Genomic DNA, 14,321 nt, shown 5'->3' with positions numbered 1-14,321 from the left:
ACATGCCCCTCTCCCCTCTCGGGACGCCGCGCTCGGCCGCGGCCACCACCGCCCTCATGCTCGGATCCGGTGAGCTCGGCAAGGAGGTGGTGATCGAGCTGCAGCGCCTCGGCGTGGAGACGATCGCCGTCGACCGGTACGCCGACGCGCCGGCCATGCAGGTCGCGCACCGCGCGCACGTGATCGACATGCAGGACGCCGACGCCCTGCGCGCGCTGCTGCGCGAGGAGCGGCCCGACGTCGTCATCCCCGAGATCGAGGCCATCGCCACCGGCGTGCTGGCCGAGCTGGAGTCGGCCCAGGAGTGGCCGCTGCGGGTCGCGCCGACCGCGCACGCCACGGTGCTGACGATGAACCGCGAGGGCATCCGGCGCCTGGCGGCGGAGGAGCTCGGGCTGCCGACGTCGCCGTACGAGTTCGTGGAGTCGCTGGCCGAGCTCGAGGCGGCCGCGGACAAGCTCGGCTGGCCGGTCGTGGTGAAGCCGGTGATGTCCTCCTCCGGCAAGGGCCAGTCGCTGGTCCGCACGCCCGAGGACGTGGCGGCGGCGTGGGAGTACGCCCAGACCGGCGGCCGGGGCACCCAGACCACGCGGTGCATCGTCGAGGGCTTCGTCTCCTTCGACACCGAGATCACGATGCTGACCGTGCGCCACGCGGGCGGGACGAGCTTCTGCGACCCGGTCCACCACCTGCAGCAGGACGGCGACTACTGCGAGTCGTGGCAGGCGCCCGCCGACGGCTCGGCGCTGTCGCCCGCGGTGATCGCCGCCGCGCAGGACGTGGCCAGGAAGGTGACCGACGCGCTCGGCGGCTACGGCCTGTTCGGCGTCGAGCTCTTCCTGGCCGGCGAGGACGTGATCTTCTCCGAGGTCTCCCCTCGCCCGCACGACACCGGTCTGGTGACGCTGGTCAGCCAGGACGTCAGCGAGTTCGGCCTGCACGCCCGCGCGGTCCTCGGGCTGCCGGTCGCCGCGACGCGCCTGCCGGGTGCGGCGGCGTCGTGGCCGGTCAAGGTGCGCGGCACCGGCGTGCCGTCGTTCGACGGCCTCGCCGAGGCCTACGCGATCGACCCGAGCGTCCAGGTCCGCCTGTTCGGCAAGCCCCGCGTCGAGGGCGAGCGCCGGGTCGCGGTGACCCTGGCCCGTGGCGCCACCACCGAGGAGGCCCGCGCGAACGCGAAGGCCGCCGCCGAGGCGCTGACCGTCACCCTCTCCTAGCGCGAGTGGGTGGCCAGCACCGCCCGACTTCGTCGTCAGCGCCGGCCGAGTCGGTCGAAGGCGACAGCACCATGTCGCTTCTGACCGACTCGGGCGGCGCTGGCCACCGACTCGGGCGGCGCTGACGAACGACTCAGTCGGCGGTTTCCACCTTCTCGGCTACAGGTGGTCGCGCAGCGCCTTGTCGACCAGCGCGCCCGGGAACTCCCCGAGCCGCGCCCCCAGCGTGGACAGGTCACCGATCTCCCCGGCGACGTCGAGCCACGCCCCGACCTCTGCCACCGGGTCGGCTCCGAGCAGCACGTCGAGGAGGAGCGGACAGTCGATGGCGCCCCCGTCCGGCTCCGGCGCCACCGCGGCCGCCCAGCACCCGAGCTCGAGCCGGAGCGGGGCCTGCGGCCCCGGCGCCTCGGCGCGCAGGTCGACGTACCAGAAGAGGTCACCCACGGCGATCCGCAGGTGGCCGCGGCGTGCCTTGGCGCCGCGCTGCTTCAGCAGCGCGGTCACCGCCTTCCTCGTCTCCGGGACCGCCATCAGGCGTCGAGCGCCTCGACGTCGACCTCGTAGGCGCCCTGCACGATGAACTCCTTGCGCGGCGCGACCTCCGAGCCCATCAGCAGCTCGAACACCGCGGTGGCGTCGGCCGCGTCGTCGATGGTCAGCCGTCGCAGGGTACGGCGGCGCGGGTCCATCGTGGTCTCGGCCAGCTGGTCGGCGTCCATCTCACCCAGACCCTTGTAGCGCTGCACCGGGTCCTTCCACTTGACGTTCTTCTTCCGCAGCTCGGCCAGCTTCCGCTGCAGCTCGTCGTCGGAGTAGGTGTAGACGTACTTGTCCTGCCCCTTCTTGGGGTTGGAGATCTCGATCCGGTGCAGCGGCGGGACCGCGGAGAAGACCCGGCCCTCCTGGATCATCTCGGGCATGTACTTGAAGAAGAGCGTGGCCAGCAGGCACCGGATGTGCGCGCCGTCGGAGTCCGCGTCGGCCATGAAGATGATCCGGCCGTAGCGGGCGGCCTCGAGGTCGAAGGTCCGCCCGGAGCCGGCGCCGACGACCTGGATGATCGAGGCGCACTCGGCGTTCTTGAGCATGTCGCCCACGGACGCCTTCTGCACGTTCAGGATCTTGCCGCGGATCGGCAGCAGCGCCTGGAACTCCGAGCTCCGGGCCAGCTTGGCGGTGCCGAGCGCGGAGTCACCCTCGACGATGAACAGCTCGGTGCGCTCGTTGTCGTTGGCCCGGCAGTCGGCCAGCTTCGCCGGCAGCGTCGAGGACTCCAGCGCGTTCTTCCGGCGCTGCGTCTCCTTGTGCTGGCGGGCCGCGACGCGGGTCTTGGCGGCGCCGACGACCTTCTCCATGAGGAGCTTGGCCTGGGCCTTCTCGGTCCGCTTGGAGGAGGTCAGGAACTCCTTGAGCTGGGCGGCGACGATCTTGCGGACCGCGCCGCGCACCGCCGGCGTACCGAGGATCTCCTTGGTCTGGCCCTCGAACTGGGGCTCGGCCAGGCGCACGGTGACCACACCGGTCAGGCCCTCGAGGATGTCGTCCTTGATCACGTCGTCGTCGTTGACCTTGAGCGCCTTCGTGGCCCGCATGGCCTCGTTGAAGGTCTTGGTCAGCGCGGCCTCGAAACCGGAGACGTGGGTGCCGCCCTTGGGCGTCGCGATCACGTTCACGAACGAGCGCAGCGTGGTGTCGTAGCCGGTCCCCCAGCGCACCGCGACGTCGACGGTCAGCTCGCGCTCGACGTCCTGGGGCACCAGGTGGCCCTGGTCGTCGAGGAGCGGGACGGTCTCGGTGAAGGTGTCGGTGCCCTGCAGGCGGAGCACGTCGGTGACGGGCTCGTCGTCGGCGAGGAAGTCGCAGAACTCGGCGATTCCGCCGTCGTGGCGGAACTTCTCCTCGGTCGGCTCCGGCCCCCGCAGGTCGCGGATCACGAGCTCGAGCCCCGGGACGATGAACGACGTCTGCCGCGCGCGCCCGATCAGCCCGTCGAGCACGAAGCCGGCGTCCTTGGTGAAGATCTGGCGGTCGGGCCAGAACCGCACCCGGGTGCCCGAGGTGCCCTTCGCGACCCGCTTGCCCTTGCGCGAGAGACCGGCCTGCGGGGTGAAGGTCGCGCTCGGGCCCTCGCCGTCGAAGACGCCGGGCACGCCGCGCTGGAAGCTGATGCCCTGCGTCGCCGGCGAGCGGTCGACGTCGATGTCCATCCGGGCCGACAGCGCGTTGACGACCGAGAGGCCCACGCCGTGCAGTCCGCCGGTGGCGGCGTACGACGAGCCGCCGAACTTGCCGCCCGCGTGGAGCTTGGTGGCGACCAGCTCGACGCCGGTCATCCCGCTCTTGGGCTCCTTGTCGGTGGGGATGCCACGACCGTCGTCGTAGACCTCGACCGAGCCGTCGTCGTGGAGGGTCACCTCGACGCGGTGCGCGGCACCGGCCAGCGCCTCGTCGACGCCGTTGTCGATGATCTCCCACACGCAGTGCATGAGACCCCGGGTGTCGGTCGAACCGATGTACATGCCCGGGCGCTTACGGACGGCCTCGAGGCCCTCGAGCACCAGGAGATGGGCAGCGGTGTAGGTGTTGTCGGCGATGGTGGAACTCCCTTCGAACGCAGACCAAATCTACCCGCGACACGCCGGAGGACGTTGCAGGCGCACCCGGCGAGGGTGGTCCACCATGGCGCCACCGGCGACGGCGCGGGCGCCCGAGCCGGGGGCGACATCGGGGTCGCTGAGGAGCTGCCCGCTCCGCGGCCGGTGACAAGGATGTTTCGGGCCGTGGAAATCTCGTCACCCGCGGCACTTCCCGTGGTTGTATGACGTGGGTCAGACCACACGCGGACGGGAATCTTTGCACCAGTCGCTACGTTGATCCGGGCGTCACCCTTTTCGGGTGGCGAAGGAAGAGAGAGAGGCCGTCGTGACAACTGCCGTTGCCCCTAGCGCTCAACTGACCGCCGAGGACCGGTGCGACCGGTGCGGCGCTCAGGCCTACCTCCGCGTCGAGCTCGCCATCGGCGAGCTGCTGTTCTGCGGCCACCACGCCCGCGAGCACGGTGCGGCCCTGAAGGAGATCGCCGTGAGCGTCCAGGACGAGACCCACAAGCTGACCGGTTCGCCGGCCGCGTCCGACGACGCGAGCTGACCGACACCGACGACCACACGACGAAGGGTCCCGGGAGTTCCCGGGGCCCTTCGTCGTACCCAGCCAGAGATCGGGGCACCGCCGCACCATGGGCATCCTCTTCGCACTGACCGCCGCAGGCGCCTACGGCGTCTCCGACTTCGTCGGCGGCCTGGCCTCCCGTCGTACGTCGGCCTGGCCGGTGGCCCTGCTCTCCGGCGTCGGCGCGCTCCTGGGCTCGCTGCTCCTGGCGGCCGGCGGCACGGGTGACCCGGCCGCTGCCGACCTGTGGTGGGGCCTCCTCGCGGGACTCGGCAGCGGCTTCGGCACGGCGTTCCTCTACCGCGGCTTCGCGTCGGGCCGGATGGGGGTCGTCGCCCCGGTCTCTGCGGTCGGCGCCGCACTGCTCCCGGTGGCGGTGAGCGTGCTGGCCGGTGAGCGGCCCGCGCTGCTGGTCTGGCTCGGGATCGCGGCGGCGCTGCCCGGCATCTGGTTGGTGGCTCGCGAGCCGGCCACCGACAACGGCCCACTCGGCGGCACCGCGGGCCTGCTCGACGGCGGCCTGGCCGGCGTCGGCTTCGGCGTGCTGTTCATCGCGACGGGCCAGGTGCCCGACGGAGCGGGCTACTGGCCCCTGGTGGCCACCCAGGCGGCGTCGATGGTCGCGATCGTCGCGCTGGCGATGCTCTTCGGCGCCTCGTGGCGCCCCACGGCCCGCACGGAGGCGTGGGGACTGGCCGCGGGCCTGCTGGCCACCCTGGCGGTGCTCTGCTTCCTGCTGGCCACCCAGGCCGGCCTGCTCACCATCGCGGCCGTGCTGACCTCGCTCTACCCGGCGATCACGGTGCTGCTCGCGGCGCTCGTGCTGCGCGAGCGCATCTTCCCGCCGCAGGCCGTCGGCCTCGCGCTGTGCGGTGGTGCGGTCGCGCTCGTCGCGCTCGGCTGAGCCGACCGGCACCGGCCCCCGCAACGACGGACGGCCGGCACCACCCGAAGGTGGCGCCGGCCGTCGACGTCTGCTGACCCGGACTCAGTCCAGGTAGTCGCGCAGGACCTGCGAGCGCGACGGGTGCCGCAGCTTCGACATCGTCTTGGACTCGATCTGACGGATCCGCTCGCGGGTCACGCCGTAGACCTTGCCGATCTCGTCCAGCGTCTTCGGCTGGCCGTCGGTGAGGCCGAAGCGCATCGAGACCACGCCCGCCTCACGCTCGGAGAGGGTGTCCAGCACCGCGTGCAGCTGCTCCTGGAGCAGGGTGAAGCTCACCGCGTCCGCGGGCACGATCGCCTCGGAGTCCTCGATCAGGTCACCGAACTCCGAGTCGCCGTCCTCGCCCAGCGGCGTGTGCAGCGAGATCGGCTCACGGCCGTACTTCTGGACCTCGACGACCTTCTCGGGGGTCATGTCGAGCTCCTTGGCGAGCTCCTCCGGGGTGGGCTCGCGACCCAGGTCCTGGAGCATCTGCCGCTGGACGCGGGCGAGCTTGTTGATGACCTCGACCATGTGCACCGGGATCCGGATGGTCCGGGCCTGGTCGGCCATGGCGCGGGTGATCGCCTGCCGGATCCACCAGGTCGCGTAGGTGGAGAACTTGTAGCCCTTGGTGTAGTCGAACTTCTCGACCGCACGGATCAGACCGAGGTTGCCCTCCTGGATCAGGTCCAGGAAGAGCATGCCGCGGCCGGTGTAGCGCTTGGCCAGCGAGACGACGAGACGCAGGTTGGCCTCGAGCAGGTGGTTCTTGGCGCGGCGGCCGTCCTCGGCGATCCACTCCAGCTCCTCGAGGAGCTTGGGGGTGATCTTGCCGCCGGCGGCGAGCTTCTCCTCGGCGAAGAGGCCGGCCTCGATCCGCTTGGCGAGCTCGACCTCCATCTCGGCGTTCAGCAGCGGCACCTTGCCGATCTGCTTGAGGTAGTCCTTGACCGGGTCGGCGGTCGCGCCGGCGACCATGACCTGCTGCTCGGGCTCGTCGGTGTCGTCGGCGGCCGAGACGACGAAGCTGGCTTCCTTCTCGTCCTCGGCGATGGTCGGGTCGGACTTGACGTCCTTCTCGAACTGCTCGTCGGAGATGTCCGGCAGGACCTTCTTGCCGTCAGGGCCGATCACCGGCGCCGCCGCGGCAGCGCCGTCGGCGGTGGCCGGGGCCTCCGCTGCCGGCGCGGCCTTCTTGGCGGCCGCGGCCTTCTTGGCCGGAGCGGCCTCGGCCTCGGCGGCCGCCTTCTTGGCCGGAGCGGCCTTCTTGGCGGTCTTCTTGGTCGCGGTCCGCGAGGTCGCGGCGACGGCGCGCGTGTCGACCGGCATCGCCACGGAGATCCCGAGACCGGTGATGTGCGCCATCAGGGGCTTGAGCTGGGCTGGCGCGACGTCGGCGTCGGTGAACGCCTGACGCACATCCTCGGGAGTCACGCTCCCGGTCGGGGCCGCTCGCTCGATGAGGGCGACGATGGAGGGGTGCTCAAGCACCTCGGTCGGGACCTTGCGTGCGTTCGAGGACACGAACACCTCTCGATACTTGCGGAGATTCCGATACGGGCAGTCAGGGCGCGGCTAAGCCCGGAGGCGTCAAGACCGCTGATCACATTGTGCCACGGTCATGGTCACGCTCCACGCCGGCCCGGCGCTTTGGACCGGCGCAGGTGCGGCCGCGGGGCGACCGGACGTGTGGCGCCGGCCACGCGACGAGCGACCGTCAGCAGGAAACGGACCTCCGAGGAGCCCTGATCGGCATGGCAAAGGTCACGCCTGCGCCTTGGCGGCCGCCTTCTTCTCCTTCTTGTACTCCCGCACCTTCTGCAGGGACTCCGGGTCGACCACGTCGGCCACCGAGCGGTACCCCTCCAGCGCGTAGTCGCCGGCGACCTTCTCCCAGCCGGCCGGCACGACACCGAGCTGCTTGGCCAGCAGCGCCACGAAGATCTTCACCTTCTGGGCGCCGAAGCCCGGCAGCGCCTGCAGCCGCTTGGCGAGGTCCTTGCCGTCGGCGGCCTCGGTCCAGATCCGGGCCGCGTCGCCGTCGTACTCGTCGGTGACGATGCGGGCCAGCTCCTGCAGTCGCGCCGACATCGAGCCCGGGAACCGGTGGATCGCCGGCGTCGTCGCGCACAGCGCCGCGAACTCCTCCGGGTCCGCGGAGGCGATCTCGGCGGGGTCGAAGGAGCCCAGGCGGCCGTTCACCTTGTGCGGCCCGGCGAAGGCGTGCTCCATCGGGTACTGCTGGTCGAGCATCATCCCGACGAGGAGCGCGAACGGGGAGTCGGTCAGCAGCTGGTCGGCGGCGTCGTCGCCGGTGATGTGGATCGCCATGGCGTCCATTCTCCCCCGGCTCCCCTGGACCGCGGCGTCGCCCCGGCGCGCTCGCCCGCCGCCGGCGACCGCGCGCACCGGCGCGTCGTCTGAAGTCAAGAACCTGTCGTCCGAGGCCAAGCCATTGCCGGGACCGCGGTCGCATGATGGGCTGGAGTTCCGCCCGCGACCTCAGGAAAGGGAGTACCCAACGATGCTGCTCACCACCCCCCTGCGCACCACGCGCGCCCGCCACGCCGGAGAGGCCCTCTGATGCGCGCGGTGGTGCTCACCGACGGCAAGCTCGAGCTGACCGAGATCCCCGAGCCGACCCCTGGCCCCGGCGAGGTCCTCGTCGAGGTGCTGGCGACCGGCATCTGCGGTTCCGACAAGTCCTGCATCCACCACCCGGAGGCGTTCAACGCCGCGTCGCAGCGCAACTTCGGCGTCGAGATGCTGGACCTCTCCAAGCCGCTGGTCCTCGGCCACGAGTTCTCCGCGAAGATCGCCGCGTACGGCCCCGAGACCGAGCAGAAGCTGCCGGTCGGCACCCGCGTCGTCGCCGTGCCCGCGCTCCCGCGCGAGCAGAGCGTCCTGGTCGGCTTCGGCGGCATCGACACCCCTGGCGGCTTCGCCGAGAAGGCCGTCCTCAACGAGCAGCTGCTGGTCCCGGTCCCGGACAACGTCTCCGACGAGCTCGCCGCCCTCACCGAGCCGCTCGCCGTGGCGCTGCACTCGCTGAACCGGATCGAGATCGACGAGAACGACGTGCCGCTGGTCGTGGGCTGCGGCCCGATCGGCCTGGCCACCATCCTGCTGCTCAAGGCCCGCGGGATCGGCCCGGTCGTGGCCACCGACCTCTCGCCCGAGCGGCGCGAGTTCGCCAAGCGCGTCGGCGCCGACGTCGTGGTCGACCCGGCTGTGGACAACGCCTACCAGGCCTGGATGGCGGCTGCCGCGACCGACGACCCGGCCAAGATGGCGGCGCCCACCATGGTCGCCGGCCAGCTGCCGCTGCGCCCGACGGTCGGCTTCGAGTGCACGGGTGTCCCCGGCCTCCTGGCCCAGATGATGACCGGCGCCCCGCCGGCGAGCCGGATCATGGTCTCCGGCATGAACCTCGGGGACGACGTCATCCAGCCCGGCACCGGCATCCTCAAGGAGCTGGACATCAAGTTCACGCTCTACTACACGCCGCAGGAGTACGCGGAGGCCCTCCGCGTCATGGCCGACGGCGAGATCGACGCCTCGCCGCTGATCACCGGCGAGGTCGGGTACGACGGCATCGCGGACGCCGTCGCGAAGCTCGGCACCTCGCCGACCGACGCGAAGATCCTGATCAAGCCCGGTCTCTGAGGCCGTGCGGTCCGCGGGCCGCTGATCGATCCCTTCGGCTGGGGCGGGTGCTACCCGCCCCAGCCGAACGCGATTCCGCCCCCGACGACCACCAGCGCCCAGACGCCGACCGAGGCCAGGCCCAGCCACACCGGCCGGCGCGGCCGCTCGTGGAAGGCCCGCAGGCACGCGGCCAGCAGCCCTGCCCACACGGAGAGCAGCGCGATCAGCACCCACCACGGCACCAGCGGGCCGCTGGCGGCGTACAGGAAGAACGACGCGGCCATCAGCACCAGCCCCGCGAAGGGCCAGGGCGACACCACCCGGCCGGAGGCAGGGTCGACGACGACCCGCCTGATCCGGCGGCGACGAGCCACTCAGTCCCCGTCCTCGACGTCGTCGTTCCAGGCCGGGTCGTGCTCCCACGCCTCGGTGCGCTCCGCCGCCTTCTCCAGGGCCCGCGAGGCCTCCGCCTCGGTCTCGTAGGGCCCCAGCCGATCCTTGTTCGGGCAGCCCTCGGTGCCCTCGACGGTGTGGTGCGTGAGGCAGAACCAGTACGCCATGGGGTGAACCTACTCCGCCGGACGCCACCCGCCGTCGTTCCGCCGAGCAAGCGCAACATTCGCGTTACGCGGCATGAGTAGGGTCCGGCACATGGGCACGATGTTCGACGACTACGGGGCGAGTGGGCCCGCGTACGACGAGATGTTCGACGGGCCGGACCTCCGATCGCCCTACCTGCGACTGCGGGACTCCCTGGAGAAGATGACCACGCCCGACCTGGTCGGCCGGGTCGAGGCGCTGCAGGCCAGCTACCTCGACCAGGGCGTCACCTTCGACATCGGCGGCGAGGAGCGGGCGTTCCCGCTCGACATCCTGCCCCGGGTGATCGAGACCGCCACGTGGTCGACCATCGAGCGCGGCGTCCAGCAGCGCGTCAAGGCGCTGGAGATGTTCCTCTCCGACGTCTACGACGCCGGCAACGTCTTCGACGACGGCGTCATCCCGCGCCGGGTGATCGCCACCTCCTCCCACTTCCACCGCGCCGCGGCGACGATCCGGCCCGCCAACGGCGTGCGCGTCCACGTGTCCGGGATCGACCTGATCCGCGACAACCACGGCGAGTTCCGGGTCCTCGAGGACAACGTGCGGGTCCCCTCCGGGGTCTCCTACGTGATGACCAACCGGCGGGCGATCTCGGCCGCGCTGCCCGAGACGATCACCCAGCACCGGATCCGACCGGTGGCCGGGTACCCGCAGCGACTGCTCGCCGCGCTGCGGGCCGCGGCGCCGGCCGGCGTCACCGACCCGACCGTCGTCGTACTGACCCCGGGGGTCTACAACGGCGCCTACTTCGAGCACGCGCTGCTGGCCCGGACCATGGGCATCGAGCTGGTCGAGGGCCGCGACCTGGTCTGCCGGCGCGGCGAGGTGATGATGCGGACCACCAAGGGCCTCGCCCCGGTGCACGTCATCTACCGCCGCATCGACGACGAGTTCCTCGACCCGGTGCACTTCCGCGCCGACTCGGTGCTCGGCTGCCCGGGCATGATCGACGCCGCGCGGGCGGGCAACGTGACCCTGGCGAACGCGGTCGGCAACGGGGTGGCCGACGACAAGCTCGTCTACACCTACCTGCCCGACATCATCCGCTACTACCTGGGCGAGGAGCCGGTGCTCCGCAACGTCGACACCTGGCGGCTGGGTGACGCCGACGCCCGCGAGGAGGTCCTGGACCGTCTCGACGAGCTGGTCCTCAAGCCGGTCGACGGCTCGGGCGGCAAGGGCATCGTGATCGGACCGCGCGCCACCCGCGACGAGCTCGACGAGCTGCGGGTCAAGCTGTTGGAGGACCCGCGCTCCTGGATCGCCCAGCCGGTGGTCCAGCTCTCCACGGTGCCGACCTTCGTGGACGGCGAGCTGGGCCCGCGCCACGTCGACCTCCGACCGTTCGCGGTCAACGACGGGGACGACGTCTGGGTGCTGCCCGGCGGCCTGACCCGGGTGGCGCTGGCCAAGGGCGAGCTCATCGTGAACTCCTCCCGGGGCGGCGGCTCGAAGGACACCTGGGTGCTCGCCGGCCCGCTGGACTCGCTCACCGTGCACGGCGGGCAGCAGCAGGAGCAGCAACAACAGCAGTCGACCGGGACCGCGCCCGACGCGGCCGGCGCGGTCGACGGCGCCACGACCGACGGGACCGAGGGGGACGCGGCATGCTGAGCCGGATCGCGGAGTCGATGTTCTGGATCGGCCGTTACGTCGAGCGTGCCGAGGACACCGCTCGGATCCTGGACGTGCAGACCCAGCTCGTGCTCGAGGACGCGAGCGTGGACGAGGAGCAGACCTGCCGTGACCTGCTGGCCAGCATGGGCATCGAGCCGGAGGACTTCCCCACCACGCTGACCATCGACCGGGTGCTGGCCGCACTCGCCTACTCCCCCGCCTCCCCGACGTCCATCGCCAACGCGCTGGCCTCCGCGCGCGAGGCCGCCCGCGGCGCCCGGGAGACGCTCTCGGTGCCGCTGTGGGAGGTCATCAACACCACCTACCTGTCGATCCCGTCGCGCCGGTTCGAGTCGCTGCGGCCGCCGTACGTCTTCCAATGGGTGCGCGAGCGCGCGGGCCTGATCAACGGCGTCGCCGACGCGACGATGACCCGCGACCTGGGCTGGCACTTCCTGCTGCTCGGACGCTTCATCGAGCGCGCGGACATGACTTCGCGGATGGTCGCCTCGACGGCCCTGGCCGGAGGCTCGCCGGAGCAGTGGCGGACCACGCTGCGCGCCTCCGGTGCCTACGAGGCGTTCCTGCGCACCTACCGCGGCGTCGAGACCGAGGCCGCGGCCGCCGAGTTCCTGCTCCTCGACCGGCTGTTCCCGCGGTCCGCGGCGTTCTCGCTGGCGCGCGCCGAGCAGTGCCTGGAGAACCTCGGCGACGAGCCGCGCCGGGCCGGGTTCGAGGACGAGGCACACCGGCTGATCGGGCGCACCCGCGCCGAGCTGGAGTACCGCTCACTGGCGGACCTGATCACCGAGCTGCCCGAGGAGATGGAACGGCTGCAGCAGACCTGCGCTGCGGCCACGGACGCGATCACCCGGCGCTACTTCGCTGGCGCCGAGGCTGTCTCGTGGAAGGGAGTGCAGGTGTGATGCAGCTGCGGATCGTGCACACCACGGAGTTCGCCTACGACGGCGCGGCGAGCGCGTCGTACAACCAGGCCCGGATGACGCCGGCGACCTCGCCCGAGCAGATCGTGCTGCACCACCGGATCGACGTGACCCCGGCGCCGTGGTCCTTCGGGTACCGCGACTACTTCGGCAACAACGTGCTGGCGTTCGAGGCCGGCGACCCGCACGAGTCGATGAAGGTGGTCGCCACCTCGACCGTGCAGGTCAACCGCGCGGAGCCGGCCGACCCGAGCACGCCCTGGGAGGCGTACGGCGAGCGCGACGTGGCCGACCGGTGGACCGAGTACCTCGACCTGCCCGAGCTCGTCGACCCGCCGACCGACTTCCTCGCCGAGGTGCGCGCGGTGGCCGACGTGGCGGTGCTGCCCGGCGCCGCTGCGCGCGAGATCTGCCGTCTGGTGCACGAGGCGATCGAGTTCCAGCCCGGGGCCACCGACGTCTCCACCCCCGCCGCGACGGCGTGGAAGCAGCGCGCGGGGGTGGTGCAGGACATGGTCCACCTGGCGATCGGCGGGCTGCGCGCGATCGGGATCCCGGCGCGCTACGTCTCGGGGTACGTCCACCCCGTCGCCTCGCCGGTCCTCGGCGAGACCGTCTCCGGCGACTCGCACGCGTGGCTGGAGTGGTGGGACGACGGCTGGAAGGGCTTCGACCCCTCGACCAACGCCGCGCCCGACGACCGGTACGTGGCCGTCGCGCGCGGGCGCGATTACGAGGACGTCCCGCCGCTGCGCGGGATCTACTCCGGTGCGGAGACGTCGCAGATGACCGTCTCCGTCGAGGTCACGCGGATCTCCTGAGGTCTGTCGCTCCGGGCTGCGCGGTGGCTGGCTTGGGGGGTGCACGTGGGTGCCGAGGCTGGCGTGGGTCGTGTGCCTGAGAACTCGGGCTGGCGTGGGGTCGTGTGCCTGAGAACTCGCTATAGGTGGGCCTCAGGCACACGACCCGCCCGGGGCCGACGGTCTGGACACAGTCGTGTGCCCCAGAAACCGCTATAGGCGGGTCTCAGGCACACGACCCGCCCGGGGCCGACGGTCTGGACACAGTCGTGTGCCCCAGAAACCGCTCTAGGCGGGTCTCAAGCACACGACCCACCCCGAGCCGCTGGACTGGACACACTCGTGTGCCCCAGAACCCGCCATAGGCGGGCCTCAGGCACACGACCCCTCGGTGCGGGGCATGCGCCGCGTCCCGGTGTCGCCGTCAGATCCGGCCGGCCAGCCGCTCGACCCGCAGCACCGCGAGCTCGTGCTCGACGTCACCGCTCATCACCGCCGCGAGGCGCAGGTGACCGAGCGCGTCGTCGTACCGGCTCTGGCGCTCGAGCGCGCGGCCGAGCGCGTGCCGCGCCCACGCGTCGGAGGGGTCCTCCTCGACCAGGCCGGCCAGCTCCTCCTCGGCCTTCACGATCTGGGCGCGCATCATGAACGCCCAGGCCCGGAGGCTGCGCAGGCCGCGGTTGCCGGGCTCCTCCGCGAGCGCCGGCTCGATCAGCTCCAGCGCCTCGCGGGGAGCCCGCCGGGCCAGCAGGTCCCAGGCGTCGCGGTAGGCGTTCTCGTGCGCGCTCGCCTGGCCGGGGAACACGATCGCCGGCGGAGCGAGGGTGGGTTCGGCGTCGAAGGCGGGCTCGTTCATGACGTCTTCAACTGTGCACCTGGGGCGGTTGTTCCCTAGTCTGAAGGGCGGACGGGCTGGCCGGGCGACCGCGTGATCCCTTCGGGGGTCCCGAGGAAAGTCCGGGCTCCACAGAGCAGGGTGGTGGGTAACACCCACCCGAGGTGACTCGCGGGACAGTGCCACAGAGAACAGACCGCCGGTCTCCTTCGGGAGGCAGGTAAGGGTGAAACGGTGGGGTAAGAGCCCACCAGTGCCCCGGGTGACCGGGGCAGCTCGGCAAACCCCACCCGGAGCAAGACCAGACAGTGCACGACGGTTCCGACCGAGAGGGCTGCTCGCCCGAGTGCACGGGTAGGTCGCTGGAGGCCACCGGCAACGGTGGTCGTAGATGGATGGTCGCCCCCTGGCAACAGGGACAGAACCCGGCTTACAGGCCAGCCCGTCCCCCACAACTCGCTGACCTGCGGAAAAACTGGAGCATGGCGATCTCGGTCGGGTCTGCTGCACGGATAGGTGACATCTGATCTGCGTCGATGTGTGTCGACGCTGGAA

General features: G+C 71.4%; 14 protein-coding genes and 1 other RNA gene. 8 read left to right on the top strand and 7 right to left on the bottom strand.

What is annotated here, in order from left to right; all coding sequences use genetic code 11:
• Positions 1 to 2: 2 nt before the first annotated feature.
• Complete coding sequence (gene purT, locus E8D34_RS17520; protein WP_136595958.1) at positions 3 to 1,217, top strand: formate-dependent phosphoribosylglycinamide formyltransferase; 1,215 nt, start codon at positions 3 to 5, stop codon at positions 1,215 to 1,217.
• Positions 1,218 to 1,376: 159 nt separating this feature from the next.
• Here purT and E8D34_RS17515 read toward each other — a convergent pair whose 3' ends face one another.
• Together E8D34_RS17515 and E8D34_RS17510 are read right to left on the bottom strand one after the other, a co-directional pair.
• Entirely contained in the window at positions 1,377 to 1,724 is a 348-nt protein-coding gene (locus E8D34_RS17515; protein ID WP_136595957.1) for a hypothetical protein, read from the bottom strand.
• Between the two features lie 26 nt (positions 1,725 to 1,750).
• Positions 1,751 to 3,844 (bottom strand): DNA topoisomerase IV subunit B, encoded by a 2,094-nt coding sequence (locus E8D34_RS17510; RefSeq protein ID WP_136595956.1) that lies wholly within the window; start codon positions 3,842 to 3,844, stop codon positions 1,751 to 1,753.
• A 298-nt stretch (positions 3,845 to 4,142) separates the two neighbouring features.
• Here E8D34_RS17510 and E8D34_RS17505 point away from each other — a divergent pair, with 298 nt between their 5' ends.
• Together E8D34_RS17505 and E8D34_RS17500 are read left to right on the top strand one after the other, a co-directional pair.
• Positions 4,143 to 4,367: a hypothetical protein gene (locus E8D34_RS17505; protein ID WP_136595955.1), complete on the top strand. Its 225-nt coding sequence runs from the start codon at positions 4,143 to 4,145 to the stop codon at positions 4,365 to 4,367.
• A gap of 88 nt (positions 4,368 to 4,455) precedes the next feature.
• The gene (locus E8D34_RS17500; protein WP_136595954.1) at positions 4,456 to 5,292 is read left to right on the top strand and encodes a DMT family transporter; all 837 of its coding nucleotides are present in this window, start codon (positions 4,456 to 4,458) and stop codon (positions 5,290 to 5,292) included.
• An 84-nt stretch (positions 5,293 to 5,376) separates the two neighbouring features.
• On the opposite strand, the gene E8D34_RS17495 is transcribed toward E8D34_RS17500, so the two are convergent.
• Both E8D34_RS17495 and E8D34_RS17490 read right to left on the bottom strand, forming a co-directional pair.
• A complete protein-coding gene (locus E8D34_RS17495; RefSeq protein WP_240771436.1) occupies positions 5,377 to 6,648 on the bottom strand; it encodes an RNA polymerase sigma factor in 1,272 nt (423 codons plus the stop codon).
• A 435-nt stretch (positions 6,649 to 7,083) separates the two neighbouring features.
• A complete protein-coding gene (locus tag E8D34_RS17490; protein WP_136595952.1) occupies positions 7,084 to 7,650 on the bottom strand; it encodes an HhH-GPD-type base excision DNA repair protein in 567 nt (188 codons plus the stop codon).
• Between the two features lie 252 nt (positions 7,651 to 7,902).
• On the opposite strand from E8D34_RS17490, the gene E8D34_RS17485 reads away from it, so the two are divergent.
• Positions 7,903 to 8,985: a zinc-binding dehydrogenase gene (locus E8D34_RS17485; RefSeq protein WP_136595951.1), complete on the top strand. Its 1,083-nt coding sequence runs from the start codon at positions 7,903 to 7,905 to the stop codon at positions 8,983 to 8,985.
• Positions 8,986 to 9,035: 50 nt separating this feature from the next.
• Here E8D34_RS17485 and E8D34_RS17480 read toward each other — a convergent pair whose 3' ends face one another.
• Together E8D34_RS17480 and E8D34_RS17475 are read right to left on the bottom strand one after the other, a co-directional pair.
• A complete protein-coding gene (locus E8D34_RS17480; RefSeq protein ID WP_136595950.1) occupies positions 9,036 to 9,341 on the bottom strand; it encodes a hypothetical protein in 306 nt (101 codons plus the stop codon).
• Positions 9,342 to 9,527: a hypothetical protein gene (locus E8D34_RS17475; RefSeq protein WP_136595949.1), complete on the bottom strand. Its 186-nt coding sequence runs from the start codon at positions 9,525 to 9,527 to the stop codon at positions 9,342 to 9,344. It lies immediately after the preceding gene.
• A 91-nt stretch (positions 9,528 to 9,618) separates the two neighbouring features.
• On the opposite strand from E8D34_RS17475, the gene E8D34_RS17470 reads away from it, so the two are divergent.
• Genes E8D34_RS17470 through E8D34_RS17460 form a run of 3 tightly spaced genes read left to right on the top strand, consistent with a single transcriptional unit; the run spans position 9,619 to position 12,952 of the window.
• On the top strand, positions 9,619 to 11,184 hold the full coding sequence (locus E8D34_RS17470; RefSeq protein ID WP_136595948.1) for a circularly permuted type 2 ATP-grasp protein: 1,566 nt from the start codon (positions 9,619 to 9,621) through the stop codon (positions 11,182 to 11,184).
• Positions 11,178 to 12,113, top strand: a complete 936-nt coding sequence (locus E8D34_RS17465; RefSeq protein ID WP_136595947.1) for an alpha-E domain-containing protein — start codon at positions 11,178 to 11,180, stop codon at positions 12,111 to 12,113. Before E8D34_RS17470 ends, E8D34_RS17465 begins: the two co-directional genes overlap by 7 nt.
• Positions 12,113 to 12,952 (top strand): transglutaminase family protein, encoded by an 840-nt coding sequence (locus tag E8D34_RS17460; RefSeq protein WP_168929500.1) that lies wholly within the window; start codon positions 12,113 to 12,115, stop codon positions 12,950 to 12,952. Before E8D34_RS17465 ends, E8D34_RS17460 begins: the two co-directional genes overlap by 1 nt.
• Before the next feature lie 403 nt (positions 12,953 to 13,355).
• On the opposite strand, the gene E8D34_RS17455 is transcribed toward E8D34_RS17460, so the two are convergent.
• Complete coding sequence (locus E8D34_RS17455) at positions 13,356 to 13,787, bottom strand: tetratricopeptide repeat protein (RefSeq protein WP_136595945.1); 432 nt, start codon at positions 13,785 to 13,787, stop codon at positions 13,356 to 13,358.
• Positions 13,788 to 13,839: 52 nt separating this feature from the next.
• Here E8D34_RS17455 and rnpB point away from each other — a divergent pair.
• Positions 13,840 to 14,215, top strand: an RNA gene (rnpB, locus tag E8D34_RS17450) — RNase P RNA component class A.
• Positions 14,216 to 14,321 lie beyond the last annotated feature (106 nt).

The organism is Nocardioides sp. GY 10113 (genome assembly GCF_004919105.1).
GTDB lineage: Bacteria > Actinomycetota > Actinomycetes > Propionibacteriales > Nocardioidaceae > Nocardioides.
The sequence above is the reverse complement of the archived record's forward strand: the minus strand, read 5'-3'. Positions and strand labels throughout refer to the sequence as shown.